This window comes from Sediminitomix flava, from assembly GCF_003149185.1.
GTDB classification, from domain to species: domain Bacteria; phylum Bacteroidota; class Bacteroidia; order Cytophagales; family Flammeovirgaceae; genus Sediminitomix; species Sediminitomix flava.
Map to the genome: position 1 here is coordinate 201,657 of NZ_QGDO01000005.1, position 19,678 is coordinate 221,334.

The 19,678-nt window shown below is 34.9% G+C and carries 19 protein-coding genes; 14 read left to right on the forward strand and 5 right to left on the reverse strand.

Translation table 11 applies throughout. The annotated features are described in order from the left end of the window. The first annotated feature begins 56 nt into the window (after positions 1-56). Complete coding sequence (locus tag BC781_RS18250) at positions 57-1,427, forward strand: WG repeat-containing protein (RefSeq protein WP_109620504.1); 1,371 nt, start codon at positions 57-59, stop codon at positions 1,425-1,427. A 138-nt stretch (positions 1,428-1,565) separates the two neighbouring features. Continuing rightward, positions 1,566-2,198, forward strand: coding sequence for a peroxiredoxin (locus tag BC781_RS18255; protein WP_109620506.1), 633 nt, complete (start codon positions 1,566-1,568; stop codon positions 2,196-2,198). Positions 2,199-2,271: 73 nt separating this feature from the next. On the opposite strand, the gene BC781_RS18260 is transcribed toward BC781_RS18255, so the two are convergent. Both BC781_RS18260 and BC781_RS18265 read right to left on the reverse strand, forming a co-directional pair. Further along, positions 2,272-2,664 (reverse strand): DoxX family protein, encoded by a 393-nt coding sequence (locus BC781_RS18260; protein WP_109620508.1) that lies wholly within the window; start codon positions 2,662-2,664, stop codon positions 2,272-2,274. Positions 2,665-2,743: 79 nt separating this feature from the next. After that, positions 2,744-3,388: a TIGR04282 family arsenosugar biosynthesis glycosyltransferase gene (locus tag BC781_RS18265; protein ID WP_109620510.1), complete on the reverse strand. Its 645-nt coding sequence runs from the start codon at positions 3,386-3,388 to the stop codon at positions 2,744-2,746. A gap of 123 nt (positions 3,389-3,511) precedes the next feature. Between BC781_RS18265 and BC781_RS18270 the strand changes: the two genes are divergently transcribed. The 3 genes from BC781_RS18270 to BC781_RS18280 all read left to right on the forward strand — a co-directional run bounded on the left by BC781_RS18270 (position 3,512) and on the right by BC781_RS18280 (position 6,865). Continuing rightward, the gene (locus BC781_RS18270; protein ID WP_109620512.1) at positions 3,512-4,849 is read left to right on the forward strand and encodes an NAD(P)/FAD-dependent oxidoreductase; all 1,338 of its coding nucleotides are present in this window, start codon (positions 3,512-3,514) and stop codon (positions 4,847-4,849) included. A gap of 269 nt (positions 4,850-5,118) precedes the next feature. Next, positions 5,119-5,850, forward strand: coding sequence for an electron transfer flavoprotein subunit beta/FixA family protein (locus BC781_RS18275; protein WP_109620514.1), 732 nt, complete (start codon positions 5,119-5,121; stop codon positions 5,848-5,850). Between the two features lie 58 nt (positions 5,851-5,908). Then, a complete protein-coding gene (locus BC781_RS18280) occupies positions 5,909-6,865 on the forward strand; it encodes an electron transfer flavoprotein subunit alpha/FixB family protein (protein WP_109620516.1) in 957 nt (318 codons plus the stop codon). A 121-nt stretch (positions 6,866-6,986) separates the two neighbouring features. Here BC781_RS18280 and BC781_RS25880 read toward each other — a convergent pair whose 3' ends face one another. The 3 genes from BC781_RS25880 to BC781_RS18295 form a co-directional block, all read right to left on the reverse strand. Beyond that, entirely contained in the window at positions 6,987-7,301 is a 315-nt protein-coding gene (locus BC781_RS25880) for an IS1 family transposase (protein WP_394342339.1), read from the reverse strand. Positions 7,302-7,321: 20 nt separating this feature from the next. Then, positions 7,322-7,717, reverse strand: a complete 396-nt coding sequence (locus BC781_RS18290) for an IS1/IS1595 family N-terminal zinc-binding domain-containing protein (protein ID WP_109620520.1) — start codon at positions 7,715-7,717, stop codon at positions 7,322-7,324. A 114-nt stretch (positions 7,718-7,831) separates the two neighbouring features. After that, positions 7,832-10,276: a mechanosensitive ion channel family protein gene (locus BC781_RS18295; RefSeq protein WP_109620522.1), complete on the reverse strand. Its 2,445-nt coding sequence runs from the start codon at positions 10,274-10,276 to the stop codon at positions 7,832-7,834. A 219-nt stretch (positions 10,277-10,495) separates the two neighbouring features. Between BC781_RS18295 and BC781_RS18300 the strand changes: the two genes are divergently transcribed. From BC781_RS18300 to BC781_RS18340, 9 genes are all read left to right on the forward strand, one after another. Beyond that, positions 10,496-10,819 carry an antibiotic biosynthesis monooxygenase family protein gene (locus tag BC781_RS18300; protein ID WP_109620524.1) on the forward strand — a complete coding sequence of 108 codons (324 nt, stop codon included), beginning with the start codon at positions 10,496-10,498 and terminating at the stop codon, positions 10,817-10,819. A gap of 103 nt (positions 10,820-10,922) precedes the next feature. Continuing rightward, entirely contained in the window at positions 10,923-12,629 is a 1,707-nt protein-coding gene (gene ggt, locus BC781_RS18305; protein ID WP_109620526.1) for a gamma-glutamyltransferase, read from the forward strand. A 250-nt stretch (positions 12,630-12,879) separates the two neighbouring features. Beyond that, a complete protein-coding gene (locus BC781_RS18310) occupies positions 12,880-14,304 on the forward strand; it encodes an anthranilate synthase component I family protein (protein ID WP_109620528.1) in 1,425 nt (474 codons plus the stop codon). Positions 14,305-14,334: 30 nt separating this feature from the next. Further along, complete coding sequence (locus BC781_RS18315) at positions 14,335-14,907, forward strand: anthranilate synthase component II (RefSeq protein ID WP_109620814.1); 573 nt, start codon at positions 14,335-14,337, stop codon at positions 14,905-14,907. A gap of 33 nt (positions 14,908-14,940) precedes the next feature. After that, positions 14,941-15,933 carry an anthranilate phosphoribosyltransferase gene (trpD, locus tag BC781_RS18320; RefSeq protein ID WP_109620530.1) on the forward strand — a complete coding sequence of 331 codons (993 nt, stop codon included), beginning with the start codon at positions 14,941-14,943 and terminating at the stop codon, positions 15,931-15,933. Between the two features lie 10 nt (positions 15,934-15,943). Then, a complete protein-coding gene (gene trpC, locus BC781_RS18325) occupies positions 15,944-16,726 on the forward strand; it encodes an indole-3-glycerol phosphate synthase TrpC (protein WP_109620532.1) in 783 nt (260 codons plus the stop codon). 3 nt (positions 16,727-16,729) lie between these two features. Beyond that, positions 16,730-17,365, forward strand: coding sequence for a phosphoribosylanthranilate isomerase (locus tag BC781_RS18330; protein ID WP_109620534.1), 636 nt, complete (start codon positions 16,730-16,732; stop codon positions 17,363-17,365). A 9-nt stretch (positions 17,366-17,374) separates the two neighbouring features. Beyond that, the gene (trpB, locus tag BC781_RS18335) at positions 17,375-18,556 is read left to right on the forward strand and encodes a tryptophan synthase subunit beta (protein ID WP_109620536.1); all 1,182 of its coding nucleotides are present in this window, start codon (positions 17,375-17,377) and stop codon (positions 18,554-18,556) included. A gap of 454 nt (positions 18,557-19,010) precedes the next feature. Beyond that, the gene (locus tag BC781_RS18340) at positions 19,011-19,640 is read left to right on the forward strand and encodes a carbonic anhydrase (RefSeq protein WP_109620816.1); all 630 of its coding nucleotides are present in this window, start codon (positions 19,011-19,013) and stop codon (positions 19,638-19,640) included. Positions 19,641-19,678: the final 38 nt, after the last annotated feature.

The following is a 19,678-nucleotide window of genomic DNA, read 5'->3' on the forward strand; positions in this document are numbered from 1 at the left end:
AATATCAAAATGTCTTTTGACTAATTTCCTCCCAAATCATTACTCTAATTATAGTTATGACCCAGAAACTAATACTTTCCTTTTTACTTAGTTTTTCTGTGCACAGTCTATTTGCACAGCATTTACAAGTATTTACTGAAGACTACAAAAAGTTTGGATACCTACATCGACAAACTGAAGAAATTGTCAAAAAGGCAAAATATGATATTGCTTTAGAATTTGAAGGAAGAGTAGCGAGAGTCGTAAAAAATGGGAAATGGGGTTTAGTAGATGAAAAAGGTAAAACGATAGTAAAACCTAAGTATGATTATATCAGTAAGTTTAATGAATTTGATGTAGCTAAAGTCTGTAAAGGCTGTGATGAATATGGATTGGGTGGACTTTGGGGACTCTTAGATAAAGAAGGAATTCTGATCACACCACCATTTTTTGAATACATTTCTGAGTATAATAACGATGGGATTGCAATTGTTTGCAAAGGAGGATTCTTAAAAGAAGAACAAAAACTAGATTACGCTCCTTTAATATCTTTTGAGGAACCTGTATTGATTTTAGCTAGAAAAGATGGGAAAGTTTTTGAAGAAGAACCTTGGAGTTGGGCTACTTCAACCAATGCAAATGAAAGTATTGAGCTTTTTAATCTTTATCCTTATGCATATCGGAAAGAGGGGCATTGGGGATTAATTGATCGTGATGGTCATTATGTGACAGGTCTTATTTATGATATGATAGGACATTTACCTTCGGCTGAATATATTTCTCCAGAAAAATCAATCATTAAAGTTTGTACAGCATGTGAAGTTCTAGTGAGAGAATCTTATGGTAAAGTGCATGATTATTTTGAAGATAGTTGGATTGGAGGGAAACAAGGGTATATAGATTTTGAAGGTAAGGAAGTTATCCCATTGGAATATGGTTATATAAAAGAAGTCGTAGCAGATAAAAAATACTTGTTGGTCTCAGATGAGAACCGAAGACATATTATAGACGAACAAAGGCATTTAAATTATTGGACAGGTAAAGGAAAGGTAGCCTTAATTGAGAAAAATACAGGCAAAAAAATCATTCCTTTTAAGTATAACATGATTGAGGTATTTATCTATAATGAATCGATGCAGTATATAGTGGGGTACGTAGATAGAGAAAAGGAAATAGAGTTTTATGGAGTACTAGATAAGTCAGGTAAAGAGATTATTCCACCTAGTGAAGAATATCAAGAAATCATTCCTGTGACAAATGATATTTTTATCACTGTAAAAAAAGATAACCTATCTGAAAAGTATGGTCTAATTAATCTTAATATAAGCGAAACACTTACGCCTCAATTTATGGATTATGAATTAGCCTTTGATGGAGAGACAATTAAAGGCATAGAATTCTATGATCGGAACAAGCAGAAGAAAGTATATAAAATTCATTCCCTTTAGAGTTTTGACAAATTAATTTCAAATCATAATTTGAATACCTAAAATTTTTCTACTATTTCAAAACAATTTTTAAGCTTTCTACTTTTATAAGCTGAAAGTTATCTTACATATTACTTAAAATTAAAACTATTCAAAATTATGTCATTGATTAACAAACCTGCACCAAAGTTTACAGCTCCTGCAGTAATTAATGGAGACGAGATCGTTGAAGATTTTTCTTTAGAGCAATACATTGGAAAGAATGAAGTGATTTTCTTCTTCTACCCAAAAGATTTCACTTTTGTATGTCCAACTGAAATCCTTGCTTTCCAAGAGAAAATCGAAGAGTTTGAGAAAAGAGGTGTAAAGGTTGTGGGTTGTTCTACTGACACTGAAGAGTCTCACTTGGCATGGTTGATGACTCCTAAAAACCAAGGTGGAATCGAAGGTGTAAAATACCCAATCGTAGCAGATACAGCTAAAACTATCTCTATGGCATATGATGTATTGGCAGGTGACTACGTTGAAGATGAGAACGGTCAAATCCAATTCGAAGGTGTTGCTCCAATTGCTTACAGAGGAACTTTCTTGATTGACAAAAAAGGTATGGTTCGTCATTTCGTAATCAATGACCTTCCATTAGGTAGAAACATTGACGAGGCTCTAAGAATGGTTGAAGCACTTCAATTCGTAGAAGAGCACGGTGATGTTTGTCCTGCAAACTGGGAAGAAGGTAAAGATGCAATGAAACCTACAAGAGAAGGTGTTGCTGATTACTTATCAAATCACTAAGCATAATCGAAAAGATTAAAAAAGGGATTGAAACAACAGTTTCAATCCCTTTTCTTTTTCAGTAAACTGAATTTTAAGCCACTGATTCTAATTCTTTTTTTACTTCACTTTTTCCGAAAACTGCTCTATCCAAAAAATATGAAGTGAATAAAAGAATTAAAGCTACAATTGCTCCGCCTTGTTCTCCATCACCAATCATGATATGAGCTGCTGCGGCAAGAGTGAAGTTAAAGAAAAAGCCTGCATAAGCCCATTCTTTAAGTGTAGTCGACAATTTTGTCCAAATAGCAACTAAGCCTAGAATCTTAGCTGCAGCTAAAGGATAAATAATGTATGTAGGGAAGCCGAAGCTTTCAAATGCTTTTGTTATTTCTGCATTGTTGAAAATATACATCCCTGCAGACATCAACATCAAAGCTGTAAGTAATCCTGTAGAAACGTAGTATCCTATTTTTTTAGCTTTCATAGTATCGATATTTAAATTACATGTAAAACAAATTTAAGTAAAATTATATTACAAGTAAAATAAAATAGCGTATTATTATTTAAGATTGAATTAATGAATTAACCAATTGCTTGTATTTAGGGAATTTATTGAGGTCATTCTCATTGTCTAGATCAGATAGGGGAGGTAGGGTTGAAAATGTTAGGTTTAGTTCTTTAAAATCATTTAATGTGTCTTTAAACACACTAGATGTACTCCATTTTTTTCCTTCAAAAATTTGAGGATGTATTTCTTTTAATGCCAATAGGTAGTAACCACCATCTTCAGCAGGACCAATAGTTACATCAGATTTTTCTAAAAAATTATAAGAATTAATTAAGATTTCACCTGTAATATCAGGACAGTCACTACCAATGATTCCTACTTTTTTATATCCGAGATTTAAACATTCTTGAAAGGCAGTCATCATTTTTACACCTAGGTCTCCAGTCTGCTGAAGTTGCTTTTTTACATTAATTTGATCCCATAAATCGTTAGAAACAATCTGGTCTTGATAGTAAATGAAAATATCTGCTTCCAAGTTTCTTACAGCTTCTAGTGTATCTTTGAGAAGTTCTTTATATACCTCAACAGCTAAGTCATAACCTATAGTTTTACCTAACCTTGTCTTGACTTTTCTTTCGATTGGTTCTTTTACGAAAATGATTAAAGCATTCTCAGATTGTTTTTTTTCGTTAGTGATCATAAAATAAAAACAAGTACTCAAAATTAATGTTGTATTATTCTACAGCTATCTCTGGAATAGGTCTGAATTTTTATATAATTTAACACAGTAGCTAAATTTTTAGAAATCAAACTAACATTGCTCATGGAAAAGATCGATGTACCTCAGTTAAATGTCCCTCGAATAGTAATTATCGGCGCTGGTTTTGCTGGTATTCAGCTTATCAAAAGATTGAAAAATAAAGACGTTCAAATCGTCCTTTTTGATCGAAATAACTATCATACCTTTCAACCTCTTTTATATCAAGTGGCTACGGCAGGTTTAGAACCTGATGCGATTTCATTTCCGGTGAGAAAAATTTTCAAAAAGTACAAAAATGTATTTTTTAGAATGGGAACTGTACAAAGAGTAGTCGCTGAAGAAAACAAAATCTTAACAGATATTGGTGAGCTAGATTATGATTACTTGGTAGTAGCTACTGGTTCTAGGACAAACTTTTTTGGATTAGATGATGTACAGGCAAATAGCATGTCAATGAAAACTGTTGCTCAATCTCTTGATCTAAGAAGTGCAATGCTTCAAAATTTTGAACAAGCACTGCTTACTAAGAATTTGGAGGAACGTGAAAAACTGATGAATTTCGTGATTGTAGGTGGGGGACCAACGGGAGTTGAGTTAGCTGGTGCTCTAGGAGAGTTGAAAAATCACATCTTACCATTAGATTACCCAGAGCTAGATGTTAGAAGAATGCAAATTCATTTAATTGAAGCAAGTTCGAGACTTTTGCCAGCGTTGAGTAAAAAATCATCCGAGAAATCTATCGGTTATCTGAAAGAATTAGGTGTAAATGTCTGGACAAATACTGCTGTTATCAATTTTGACGGTGAAGTAGTCGTTACTAAGGGAGAGAAATCAAGTCAAATTCTTTCTAAGAATGTAATATGGTCTGCAGGTGTTGAAGGGAACCCTATCAAGGGTGTAGATGATGCTATGCAACCTTCTAAGCGAATCAAAGTAAATGAATTCAATCAATTGGAAGAATTCGAAAATGTATTTGCTATAGGTGATATTGCTTTTATGCCTCAAAAAGATTTTCCAAGAGGACATCCAATGGTAGCACCTGTTGCTATACAACAAGGAAATTTATTGGCTAAAAATATTATAAAACTAGTTAATAAAGACGGTAAGCTAAAGCCTTTCAAATATCGTGATAAAGGAAGTATGGCTACTATTGGTAAAAATAGAGCTGTAGTAGAAATTGGTAAAATGAAATACCAAGGAGCTTTTGCATGGTTTGTGTGGATGTTTGTACATATCATGTCTTTGGTAGGAATGAGAAACAAGGCTGTAGTTTTGATTAACTGGACGTGGAATTATATCAATTACGATAGAGGGAATCGCTTAATCATAAGAAAACATAAACGTGTAGATTCAAGTCGGCAACAATCCGAAAAATTAAATGATCTAGATGAAATTATATAAATATAAAAGTGACTGGTATCGAATTTACCAGTCACTTTTTTTATCCTTTTGATTTAATAAAAGTAGAGTTAAGGAACCTAGAAAAGGTACAGATTTAAAGTTTTATCTACTTTTTATAAAAATACCTTACCCAAAATTTGGAAAATAGTATGCATGCATAATAAATTAGAGTTTATAAGTGTTCCTTTTACAATAAAATAAAAAGAATACGATTTAACTAATTACTTATTGAATAAACCTAGATAACAACTATAAACAACCATAGAACTATGAAAATTTTAGTATGTATAAGCCACGTACCAGATACAACAACTAAAATAAAATTTGTTGACAATAAACTAGACACTAAAGATGTACAATTCATCATTGGCCCTTATGATGATTTTGCATTGGCTAGAGCAGTAGAAATTGCTGCAGAAAAAGGTGGTACTGTAACAGCACTTAATGTTGGTACTGCAGAAACTGAACCGACAATCAGAAAAGCACTTGCTATTGGCGCTAATGATGCCATTCGTGTAGATGCAGAACCTACAGATGCAATGTTTGTAGCTAAGCAAATTGTAGCAGTAGCAAAAGAAGGTAATTACGATATGATCTTGATGGGTCGAGAATCATCAGATTTTAATGGTGGTATCGTACACGGCCTTGTTGCTGAAATGTTAGATATTCCTTCTATTGCTCCATGTATGAAGTTAGAGCTTGATGGAGACAAAGCTAAAGTAGATCGTGAAATTGAAGGTGGAAAAGAAGAATTAACAGTATCCCTACCGTTTGTAGCTGGATGTCAAGAACCTATTGCAGAATGGAAAATTCCTAACATGAGAGGAATTATGATGGCTCGTAAAAAGCCATTGAATGTAATTCCAGCAGCAGAGGTAGCGAATTCAATTAGCTATGAAAGCTTTGAATTACCAGCAGAAAAAGCAGGCTGTAAAATGGTAGAAGCAGATAAGCTTGATGAGCTTGTTACTCTTCTTAAAGAAGAAGCTAAAGTATTCTAAAATTAGCTTTAAACACAATTCAATTAATTATTTCTTAGATCTAAAAACTTAAATATATATGTCTGTATTAGTCTTTGTAGAAACGGATGGAGGAAGTGTAAAGAAATCTTCTCTAGAAGCAATCGTGTATGGTTCTAAAGTGGGTGAAGTAACTGTAGCTGCTATGGGTACTATCTCAAACGATGAACTTGCAGGATTAGGAAAATATGGTGCTACAAAAGTAATTCACGCAGATGATACGCAGCTTGATAATGGTGTCATTCAAGCGACTGCATCTTTTATAGCTCAAGCAGCAGAAAAAGCGGCTTGTAACACAGTTGTAATGGCTCGCTCTTCATTAGTTGATGCCATTGCTTCAAGAGTAGCAGTGAAAACTGATAGTGCAATCGTAACAAATATTGTAAGTGTTCCTGATACGTCTAATGGATTTGCCGTTAAAAGAGGTATCTATACAGGTAAAGCTTTTGCTACTGTAAATGTGAATGCAGAGAAAAAAGTATTGACAATCGCTAAAAATGCTGTTGCTGTTGAAGAAGTTGGCGGAGGAGATGCTACCGTAGAGTCATTCTCGACAGCTTACGGAGCCAATGATTTTGGAGTGGAAAGAGTTTCTGTTCATAAAGCTGAAGGAGATGTCCTACTTCCAGAAGCAGATAGAGTAGTTTCTGCAGGTAGAGGATTGAAAGGTCCTGAGAATTGGGGTATGATTGAAGACCTTGCTCAAACTTTAGGAGCAGCTACGGCTTGTTCTAAACCAGTATCTGATATGGATTGGAGACCTCACCACGAACACGTTGGACAAACAGGTATTAAAGTAGCTCCTACTTTGTACATTGCAGTTGGTATTTCTGGAGCAATTCAGCACTTGGCTGGAGTAAATTCTTCTAAAGTGATTGTTGCTATCAACAAAGACCCAGAAGCACCATTCTTCAAAGCTGCAGATTATGGTGTTGTTGGAGATGCGTTTGAAGTTGTTCCAAAGTTGAATGAACTTCTAAAACAAAACCAGAACTAATTTCAGATTCATTTTTAAGCATAAAAAAACCTCTATCGAGAAATCGATTAGAGGTTTTTCTTTATGGAATATGTCCCGTCCAGAAATAAAGATATACGATAAAAGAGGTAGTGAGCTATAATTAAGGATTTAGGGATAGATTGTAATTAGCAATAAAATATTTAATCGCTAAATGATGATATTTAAACTTCTTAGAAAAAGATAAACTTTTTCGAACTAGCCTACTCACCCTTTTCCTCAAACTGCAGTTCAATCGTTCTACATGATTTGTTTCTCTTTTAGTATCACATGTTTCATGAATCTCTACGGGCAATATCTTTTGATAAGCTGGATAATGATCTGAGTAGACCTTTATTTTACTTCTAAGGTTCTTCGGTATAAACTTCCATAGTTTTTTGACCATGTTGGCTTTACGAGTACCAAGCTTCAGACTCACAACTTGTCTTGTTTTTCGATCTAGAAGTATCCAAACCCAACATTTATTCGTTTTTTAAAACTCCACATTTCATCTACTTCTAGTACTCTTGGCGTACTTACAAGCTTGGGATTCTTTTGTAAACTGCAATTCAAATGTTTAGGTATCTTTGCCAATTCTTGATTGATAAATAGCCTAAGCCAAGACAAGCTCACATTCGTTGCTCTGGCAATTCCTCGTTGGCTAACTCTTTCTAAAAGTAAGCGTCTGATAATAGCTTTGGTTTCTTCGCTTACATAATGGTTATTATGCTCTACAAATTGCCTTTTGCAGCTTTTACATTTATAATTTTGCTTTTTCTTAGTATGAATTAAACCATTTTTGACAATATCATTGCTATTACAACTTGGACAAGATAGATATTTAGAATTAGGCATAGTAAAATACGTTTTCTATTCTAAACACATTTGAATCCTTTTACATCTTATATCCTTAAAATTAAATCACTACCATAAAAGAATCTAATTAGTGATAGATTATTAATAGGTAATTTATTTAACCCCATCATCTTTATCTTGTATAATATGCAAATCCCTTTGAGGAAATGGTATTGAAATTTTTGCTTCATTTAATGCATCATAAATCATAAAGACAACCTCACTTTTGATAATGACCCAACGGTCATAATTTCCTGTCCAAAATAGAAGTCTAAAATCAAGGGAGCTTTCGCCAAGATCGTTGAATAAAACGAGAGGTTTTGGCTCTTGTAAGATGTCAGGGTGTTCATTGAGAATACCTGTTAGAATGTCTTTTACATTATAAACATCAGAACCGTAAGCAACTCCAGAAAAGATTTCAATACGTCTCTTCTGATCGGATAAAGTCCAGTTAATTAATTCATTGGAGATTAGGTTGGCATTTGGGACAACGACTTCTGCTCCGTCAAATGTTCTGATATTACTAGAACGAATCCCCATAGACTCTACATTTCCGATTAGGTTATTGACCTCTACGGTATCACCTATTTGAATAGGTCTTTCAAATAAAAGTACAATCCCAGAAACAAAGTTGCTGACAATGTTTTGCAGACCAAAACCAATACCTACAGAGAATGCACTTATTATAATGGTGAGTTGATCTAGAGGCATTCCGACAGCACTAATAGCAAGTAGAATTCCAGCCGTAATCAAACTGAATTTAACAGTAGCAGAGATAATTCTTGGAACCCCTTTTTTAAGTTTAAGTCTATCTAAAATATCGTCTTCTAAAATTGCTTTGACTAAATCTGAGACCTTCACAGAAAGCCAAATGATGAAGAAAAAGAGTAGGACATTCCAAATACTAAAGCTTGTTGTGCCTAGAGAGATGTTAAAACCAAATACCGAAGTGAATAATTGTTTAGCAGTATCATTAATTCTTAGGATTTGAAGAATGTAGGTAAACCAAAGAAAAGAAGTAATGAACAATATGATGACCTCTATATTCTTCTTCAGAAACTTTGTTCTTTTTCTGATAAAATGTGACTTTTTACAAAAGCTACTTTCAATACCGTATTGAAGAAGGCCGACAGTAAGCATTGTAAAAATGATTAATAATAAACCTACTAGAGTGTTTGTAATAGAAATATCAATTGATACATCTGCAAGTACTAAATGCCCTGTGAAATTGGCGAGGATACCTATTGATGCAGCAATTATATGAAATAGAATGATAAATCGGACAAACTGATTAAATGCTTTACTCGTAATTTCACTGATGTCTAGTTTTTTGTAGAGCGTAGACATCAAAAATAGCTCTATGATACCCATCGCTAAAATAGTAAGGCGATGTATAGCCGTTGATGGAGCAAAAATATAATTACTAAATCTTAGAAGAATAAGAACTGCATAGGCTATTAAATAGATTTTACCTCTTTTGTTTGATACGTGAGCAACGATATCAAGTATTGGGATTGTTAGAATGATTATACTTATATCTATGAGAATTGGAGGGCGATCACTAAAAAAGAAACCTGAAGTAAATATGGCAATGATTACGGCTATGCTCAAAGGTCTTTTTAAAATGATAGCAGTAGAACGTTGATATACATTCTGATGGGATAAGACCTCAAAATCACTTTTTTTATTTAGATAAATGAATAGTATAATGAGTAGAGTAAGGTAAAGACCAAATAGAAGAACCCTAAGAGAATTACTTTGATAAAAATGATTGATGATAAGTAAGTTGTTCCGTTTGAAAGTTTTTAAAGTACTTATAAAATCCCATTGGGATGGTTCCATATAGCTAAGTCCAAATAAGGAAGGGTGCGTTTGATTTAAGAGTTTCTCCTGTCTTTGTTTATTTATCGTATTGATCTCAGATAATAAGTCATCAACTTTGAAGTAGTATAGTTTTAAATTTTTAAGTGAAGCAAAGCATATTGTTTTTCTTTCTAGAATTAGGTTACTCACACTATCTGAAAGTTGAATCATCTCATTGATCGTAAGGCTATAAAGTGAATCGGTATATACAGAGTCGGTAAGATTACTGGTGTTCATCCATAATTTATATTCCGTATTTACAGCTTTACCTTTAGTGGATAAGTCTGAAATGTTACTTTGTATATTACTGACTTCTTTATCTAGAATATCTTTATAACCATTCCAAAAAGCTTTTTTATCGTTGAGTTCTCTCGATAACAAACTGTCCAAATTGACTTTTTTCTCAATTGATAGCAGTGTATCTATTACAGCCAAAATAGAATCTGACTTTATCTTATCCTTTTCGATTCTTTCTACAGGGATAAGAGATTTACTAATTTTATTGAGTTTTATAGTTGTTTGAAGAGAGGTAGAAATAACTTTTTCTACTGGAATTGTCAAGGTTTTAGTAGAATCGACAGGAACTAATAGTTCTTCCGTAATCTGAGCTTGGGCTTTATTTGAAAATATAAAAAGTCCAAAGATGATTAAACTAAAGAAGAAGTTCTTTTTTATGTATTTCGAAGTATTGTTCACTTTTATAATCAGGTGAGTTGGTAGATTTGAAATTGGTTTTATAGAAAGTTAAAGTTATTCTCCGAAAAGAGGTAGCCTAAACTTTATTCCACTTTTCAAATAAATGAATTGGTCTAAATCAACTAGTTAAAGTCCATTTATATTATTCTGAGTCCTCTACGTTTGATATAATTCTGCTTTCCTCTTTATTTGTAAATAAAACTTTTAGGATATAAAAAGATGATTGCAAAGACTCCTGAACCACCTTATTACGCTGTTATTTTTACAAATACAATCAATGAAAACCTTGAAGGTTATGCAGATACAGCTACACGAATGGTAGAATTGGCTGAAGAACAAGAAGGATTTTTAGGCTTTGAGTCAGCTAGAGATGGAATAGGAATTTCAGTTTCTTATTGGAAAGATTTGGAATCGATCAGATTGTGGAAAGCAAACTCAGAACATTTATTTGCCCAAGAAAAAGGAAAATCAGAATGGTATAAATCTTATACAACTCGAATCGCAAAAGTTGAAAGAGAATATAGTTTTGATTCAGGTGTTTAGTATCACTTTTTTACTGTAAGATTATATTATTTTTATCTCATTTCTTAACTTATAAAAGTGTCGAATTTTTCGGCTCATACTAACTACTTACCAATTCAATTTTATGCTTACTACAAAACTAATCCGAAAGGCATTTCTTTTGTCTTTCCTATTTACAATTTCATTTTCTTCATTTTCCCAAGACAGAATTGCGAGCAATAAGTTTGCTACTCGATCTGAAGTAATTGCTAAAAATGGAATGGCAGCCACATCTCATCCTTTAGCGACTCAAGTGGCTCTCGATATTTTAAAAAAAGGAGGAAACGCCATTGACGCTGCTATTGCTGCCAATGCTACCCTCGGACTGATGGAACCAACAGGTTGTGGTATTGGAGGGGATATTTTTGCAATTGTATGGTCAGTCGATGATCAGAAATTGTTTGGACTAAACGGAAGTGGAAGAACTCCTGCAAAACTGAATTTGGACTACTTTGCAAGTAATGAACTTAACAAAATCCCTGCTTTTGGACCTTTACCTGTTACAGTTCCAGGAGCTGTAGATGGTTGGTTTGAGCTCCATAATAAATTTGGGGCATTAAAAATGAAAGAAATTCTTTCACCTGCAATTGCATATGCTCGTGAAGGTTTTCCAGTGACAGAGTTGATCGGTTATTATTTAAATAGATCAGCTAGGTATTTTAAGAAGTATCCAAATTTTGAAGAAATCTACATGCCTAATGGAAAGGCTTTAGAAAAAGGGTCGTTCTTTAAAAATCCATATTTGGCAGATACCTATGAGAAAATAGCCAAAGGTGGAAGGGATGCTTTTTATAAAGGAGAAATAGCGGAGACGATAGCCTCTTTTATACAAGAACAAGGTGGTTTCTTGAGTGTTGAAGATCTGGCTAATCACAAATCGGAGTGGGTTGAGCCAATTTCTACAAATTATAGAGGTTACGATGTTTGGGAATTACCTCCAAATGGACAGGGAACGGCAGCACTTCAAATTTTGAATTTGATGGAAGCTTATGACGTCAGAGCTATGGGGTTTGGAAGCACGGAATATGTCCACCATTTTGTAGAAGCAAAGAAGTTGGCATTTGAAGATAGAGCTAAATATTATGCAGACCCCGCTTTTAATGACTTGCCAATTGAGCAACTCATATCTAAAGAATATGCAGACGAGCGAAGAGAGCTGATCAATCCTGACCGAGCTGCTAGAAGAGTAGACGCAGGGAAACTTAGAGATGGAGATACGATTTATTTGACTGTTGCAGACAAGTTCGGAAATATGGTTTCTTTGATTCAGAGTAATTACAGAGGTATGGGCTCGGGCATGGTTCCTCCAAAATTAGGATTTATGTTGCAAGATAGAGGTGAATTATTCTCTTTGGAAGAAGGGCATATGAATGTATTTGAACCAAATAAACGACCATTTCATACCATTATACCTGCTTTTATCACTAAAGATGGAAAGCCTTGGGTGAGTTTTGGATTGATGGGAGGAGGAATGCAGCCGCAAGGTCATGCGCAAGTAGTCATGAATATGATTGATTTTGATATGAACCTTCAAGAAGCAGGAGATGCCCCTCGAATTAGGCACACAGGTTCATCTGAACCAACAGGAGAGGTCATGACAGATGGAGGAACTGTGGTTCTAGAATCGGGATTTGATTATGATACCATCCGAGAATTAATGTTGAAAGGACATAAAGTGAAATTTGGTTTAGGAGGATACGGAGGATTCCAAGCCATTCTTTATGATGAAGAGACAGGAGTCTATTATGGTGCTTCAGAGTCAAGAAAAGATGGGCAAGCAGCCGGTTTTTAGGTTATAATTAAATTTTTTCAGAAAAAAATAATTCAATTTTTTGATGAAATATAAATCTTTTCTACTTTAGCAGCATGAAATTTAATAACATCCATATCGCAAACTATTTTTGGTGGCACTCAGCAATACTAGCATGAGTGAACAGGATGTTATTGTCCAAATTTAGAGTCTAAATATAATAGATATATAGAAGGCCAACTGTTCACTCAGTTGGCCTTTTTTGTTTTACATTTCATTGCAATTTACATATATGAGTTCATTCAATTTACGTTCCAACTATCGATACATGCTGGCAGACACGATTACGCCTGTCAGCTTGTATTTAAAATTAAGAGATCGATTTGCTAATTCGATTTTGCTAGAAAGTTCTGATTATCATGGTACTGAAAATAGCTTTTCATACATCTGTGCAGATCCGATGGCAAGTTTCAAAGTCCAGAATGGAGATGTGGAATTTTCATTTCCTGACGGACAGAAAGTAAATCGTCAACTAGAAAAGCCTTCAGATGCAGTCATGCATCTGAATACTTTTCTGAATAGTTTTTCAGATTGCTCAGAGCAAGATTTACCAGAAGATAAGCAAGGGAAGTTTATCACCAACGGTCTTTTTGGGTATATGGGTTTTGATGCTGTTCAGTATTATGAAGACATAAAATTTGAGAATGAAGATCGAGATGAGATTCCTCAAATATATTACAATGTCTATCGGTATGTGATTGCTATTGACCATTTCCATAACGAGCTTTATATTTTGGAACATCATTATGGCGAAGATAAAGAAAGCCGATTAGATGAGATTGCAGAATTGATCAACTCTCAAAATGTTCCAACATTTGGTTTTAACAGAACAGGAGAGGAAACTTCCAACTTTGAAGACAAAGAATTTTTGGAAGTACTGAAAAAAGGAAAAGAACATTGTTATCGTGGAGATGTATTCCAGATCGTTCTTTCAAGAAGATTCGCAACAGCATTCCAAGGCGACGAATTTAATGTCTACCGAGCACTACGTTCCATTAACCCTTCCCCATATCTTTTCTACTTCGATTACGGCAGCTTCAAAATCTTTGGTTCCTCACCAGAAGCCCAAATCGTTCTCAATAATCAACAAGCCACTATCTACCCAATTGCTGGGACTTTCCGAAGAACAGGAAATGATACCGCAGATGCAGAATTAGCACAAAAACTCCTTGAAGATCCTAAAGAAAATGCAGAGCATGTGATGCTTGTAGATCTAGCTCGAAATGATTTGAGCAGGAATGGAGAACAAGTAAAAGTAGAAGTCTACAAAGAAATTCAATATTACTCTCACGTTATTCACTTAGTATCTAAAGTTTCTGCAAAGCTGACGGATGAAACTGTGCCCGTACAGGTAGTTGCTGATACATTCCCTGCAGGTACATTATCTGGAGCACCAAAATATAAAGCCATGGAATTGATTGATCGTTATGAGAATGGAAGTCGTTCTTATTACGGTGGTGCGATTGGTTTTATGGGCTTCAATGGCGATTTCAACCATGCAATTATGATTAGATCATTCTTAAGCAAAAATAACCATTTGCAATACCAAGCAGGAGCAGGAGTTGTCGCGAAGTCATCTGAAGAGAGTGAGCTTCAAGAAGTGCATAACAAGTTAGCTGCCTTAAGAACGGCAATGAATTTGGCAGAAAAGATGTAAGGATATTCAAAAGAGAAGACGATGAAAAGATTGAAAATATTGGTGTTGGACAACTACGATTCATTTGTATATAATCTAGTACATATCCTTAGAGAATTGGGACAAGAGCCCGATGTCATTCGTAACGATAAAATTTCTTTAGAAGAAGTTGCGAAGTACGATAAAATTCTACTTTCTCCAGGTCCAGGAATTCCTTCTGAAGCGGGAATTATGCCTGAATTGATCAAGAAGTATGGTTCAAGTAAAAGCATTTTAGGAGTTTGCCTTGGTCATCAAGCGATTGGTGAAGCTTTTGGAGCTGATTTGATCAATATGAAAGATGTACTTCACGGAATTCAAGGTGTGGCTACACAAACTGATACTAGAGATACAGTTTTCTTTGAGGGGGCAAAAGATGCTTTTGAGATCGCACATTATCATTCTTGGGCAATTGAAAGAGCTTCATTGGAAGGAACAGATTTGTTACTGACAGCCGTAGATAAAGACGGACAGGTAATGGCCGTAAAGCACAAAGATTATGATGTAAGAGGAGTGCAATTTCACCCAGAATCAGTATTGACAGAAGGTGGGAAACAAATGATCAAGAATTGGTTAGAAAACTAATCCATTATTTTTTATCCTTAAAACTCAAATACAATGAAAAAGATATTAAATCAACTCTTCGAACATAAATCCTTAGATCGAGCTACAGCCAAAGAAGTATTGATGAATTTGGCAAAAGGAGCTTATAACCAAAGTCAAATGGCTGCTTTCTTGACAGTTTATTCTATGCGTAGCATTACTGTAGAGGAATTGACAGGTTTTAGAGATGCCATGCTAGAGCTTTGTGTAAAAGTTGAAATAGATGAATACAATGCCATTGACCTTTGTGGTACAGGTGGTGACGGAAAAGATACATTCAATATTTCTACTTTGGCTTCTTTCATAACGGCAGGAGCAGGGCAGAATGTTGCTAAACATGGAAACTCATCGGTTTCGTCAGTTTGTGGTTCTTCGAATGTATTAGCTCATTTTGGGTATGAGTTTACAAATGATATCGGTACAATAAAAAGAAGTTTGGATGATGCAGGAATTTGTTTCTTGCATGCACCACTTTTCCACCCAGCTATGAAAAACGTAGCTCCAATTCGTAAAGAGTTAGGTGTAAAAACATTCTTCAATATGCTTGGGCCAATGGTTAACCCTGCATTTCCGAAAAGACAATTAGTAGGTGTTTTTAACTTAGAACTCGCCCGACTTTACGGTTATCTTTATCAGCAAACAGATAAGCAATTTGTTATTCTTCATTCATTGGATGGTTATGATGAAATTTCTTTGACAGGAGATTTTAAGATGATTAACAATGAAACAGAAACCATCCTTTCTCCAAAAGATATTGGAATGCCAAAAGTGACCGAACAAGAATTATTTGGAGGTGATACAGTGGAAGAAGCTGCGGGCATTTTCAAATCTATTTTGGAGGGTAAAGGAACAGACGCTCAAAATAGTGCAGTTATCGCCAATGCAGGTCTTGCGATCAGCACAGGAAAAGGAATTTCAATTGCAGAAGGAATTGAGCAAGCTAAAGAGTCGCTTTTCTCAGGAAAGGCAAATGAGAAATTTGAAACATTGATCAGTATCAAAGCATAAATCATAGCAAATGGACATCTTAGAAAAAATCATAGCACGAAAAGAAGTCGAAGTAGCTGAAGCAAAAGCTAGAGTTTCCGTTTCTCAGTTAGAGCATCGCCCGATGTTTGATAAAGCACCGTTTTCTGCAACGAAGTGGCTTCGTAATCCGAATAAAACAGGAATTATTGCTGAATTCAAAAGACGTTCACCATCTAAAGGGCTGATCAATGGAGAAAGTCGAGTAGTTGATGTTGCCGAAGGTTACTTGAAAGCTGGAGTTTCTGCCATGTCTGTACTTACAGATACAGATTTCTTTGGTGGTACTTTCGATGATCTTTGTGCTGCTAGAACTGTAGTAGACTGCCCAATTCTTCGCAAAGATTTCATGATTGATGAATATCAGATTTTAGAGGCAAAGTCTTTCGGTGCTGATATTATTTTATTGATTGCTGCAGCTATTTCTCCTCAAAGATTGAAAGAGTTAGCTCAGTTTGCTCAGAACCTAGGTATGGAAACATTACTCGAAGTTCATGATGAACAGGAATTGAATACACACTTCAATCCATACATTAATTTGGTTGGAGTAAACAACCGAAACCTTAAAACATTTGAGGTAAGTGTGGAGACTTCTATTCGTTTGGCAGAGTTGATTCCTAATAATTGTGTGAAGATTTCTGAGAGTGGAATTAGTGATCCGAAGACAATTAAAGAGTTGAAAAAGTACGGTTATCAAGGGTTTTTGATTGGTGAAAACTTTATGAAAACCAATGATCCTGCTGCTGCAATTGCTGAATTTGTGAAAGAGCTCTAAGTCATGAAATGGAAAGTATGCGGAATGCGAGAAACAGCAAATATTGAAGCTGTTCTTGCACTTGAGCCAGATTACATGGGCTTTATTTTCTATCCTCCTTCCCCTCGTTTTGTAGGAGATGATTTAGATGAAAATTTGCTAAAGAATGATTTTCCGAAATCCACCAAGAAAGTTGGTGTTTTTGTAAACGCTTCAGAGGCTGAAATTCGACAAGAAATCCAAAAGTATGCTTTGGATGTTATACAGTTACACGGAAGTGAATCACCAGAACTGTGTAAGGCTTTTCAAAATGAAGTTGAGGTTATTAAAGTTTTCGGTTTAGGAAAAGATGATTTTGATTTTTCTCAACTGAATGAATACGAAAATGTAGTCGACTTTTTCCTATTTGATACACAAAGCAAAAAGCATGGTGGCACAGGGAAAACTTTCGATTGGAATCTTCTTAATGAATATCAAAGCAAGAAACCATATTTTCTCAGTGGCGGTATTGCTATAGATAATGTTCAGAAGTTAGAGGAAATCAACATTCCAAAAGCATTTGCACTGGATGTCAATAGCAAGTTTGAAATAACTCCAGCAATGAAGAATGTAGACCTTCTTGCTGAATTAAAAATTGAAATCAAGAAACTCAAAATATAAGAATCAGTCATGAGCTATCAAGTTGACGATAAAGGATATTACGGACGTTTTGGTGGAGCATTTGTTCCAGAAATGTTGCACCCAAATGTTGAAGAACTCAAAGCCAATTATTTGAAAATTATGGAATCTCCTGAGTTTAGAAAGGAGTTTGACCAATTATTGAAAGATTATGTTGGGCGACCAACACCATTATATAAAGCAGAACGACTTTCTGAAAAATATGGTGCTAAAATCTATTTAAAGAGAGAAGATTTGTGTCATACAGGTGCTCATAAAGTAAATAATACGATAGGGCAGATATTAGTAGCCAAGGCCTTGGGCAAAAAGAAGATTATTGCGGAAACAGGAGCGGGGCAGCATGGGGTAGCTACAGCAACTGTTTGTGCACTTATGGGAATGCCATGTATCGTGTATATGGGAGAAATAGATATGGCGCGCCAAAAGCCAAACGTAGAACGTATGCGTATTTTGGGGGCTGAAGTTCGACCAGCTACAAGTGGTAGTAAGACTTTAAAAGATGCTACAAATGAGGCACTTCGTCACTGGATTCAAGACCCGGACGGAACACACTATATTATTGGTTCTGTGGTAGGTCCTCACCCTTATCCTGATATGGTAGCAAAATTCCAGTCGGTTATTTCTGAAGAAATCAAGAAACAATTGTTGGAAAAAGAAGGTACAGAAAACCCTGATTATGTGATTGCATGTGTGGGTGGTGGTAGTAATGCTGCTGGTGCTTTCTATCATTATTTGGATGAAAAAGACGTTCAACTTGTAGCAGTAGAAGCTGCTGGGCATGGTGTTGATTCAGGAGAAACAGCAGCAACAACTGCTTTGGGTTCATTCGGAGTTTTACACGGAAATAGAACACTAGTCATGCAAACTGAAGATGGGCAAGTAGTAGAACCTTATTCAATTTCTGCAGGTTTGGACTATCCTGGTATCGGACCAATGCATGCACATTTGTTTGAATCGGGAAGAGGAGTTTTCTTGAATGCAACTGATACGGAAGCGATGGAAGCAGGCGTACAGCTTTCAAAAATGGAAGGAATTATTCCAGCTGTAGAATCTTCACACGCATTGGCTGCACTTGATAAAATGGACTTGAAACCAAGCGATGTAGTTGTAATCAACCTTTCTGGTAGAGGGGATAAAGATTTGGAGACTTACATCAAATGGGGGAAATACTAAGATTGCATAACAACAAATTAGCGATATAGAATCTTCGGATTCTTTGAGCCACAGTAGTTTACTGTGGCTTTTTTTTATCTCTTAGATTCTAATTTTAAATACTGTAACTAACCAATTTTCAGTAATTTATTTATTTCGGGAGACTTAATTGTAATATTTTGTTGTTGATAGGTGTAGTATAAATTAAGGATTTTAAGATACTCTAAGTCTAAAAGATGATTGATTCTGTAAATAATCAGAAAGGATGTGAAAATACGCAAATTAGATAATAGGGGTCATTATTTACAATGTTATTGACTATTATTTTTGTGTGATTAAAGTAATTAGTTAATACTCTAAAGATTGATGAATACTTTAAATCAGTAAACAGCTAGACTGATTTTAATCTATGGAGATACTATTTACTTTGAATTCATTTTCAATCAATTATACACTACAAACAAATTACACTATTATGGATATTGATAAAATCTTCGTCAACAATCAAGAGTGGGTTCAAAGTAAGCTTGATCTCGATAAAAACTATTTTGATGATTTGGCAAAAGGTCAACAGCCTGAAATATTATATATAGGTTGTTCAGATAGTCGTGTAACTGCCGAAGACATGATGGGAGCTGGACCAGGTGAAGTATTTGTTCATAGAAATATTGCAAATATGGTATCCAACCTTGATTTAAGTGCGATGTCTGTAATTAATTATGCTGTAGATCATTTAGGGGTTAAGCATATTGTAATTTGTGGACATACAAATTGTGGTGGAGTAAAAGCAGCTATGGACTCTCAAGATTTGGGTTTATTGAATTCTTGGTTGAGAAATATCCGTGATGTGTATCGTATCCATAAAAAAGAGCTGAATGCAATTGAGGATGAAGATAAAAGATATGACCGTTTGGTTGAGCTGAATGTCCAAGAACAATGTATAAATGTAATGAAGTTGGCGGCTGTTCAATTGGCTTATCGTAAAAAGAAAATCTCAGTTCACGGTTGGGTCTTTGATATAAGAACAGGTAAAATTATTGATCTGGGTATCAATATGGATGAAGTTCTTGAAGGAATAATGGAAATTTACAGATTAGAAGAATAGTTTATATATAAGGCTCTTTAAAATTTAAGGAGCCTTTT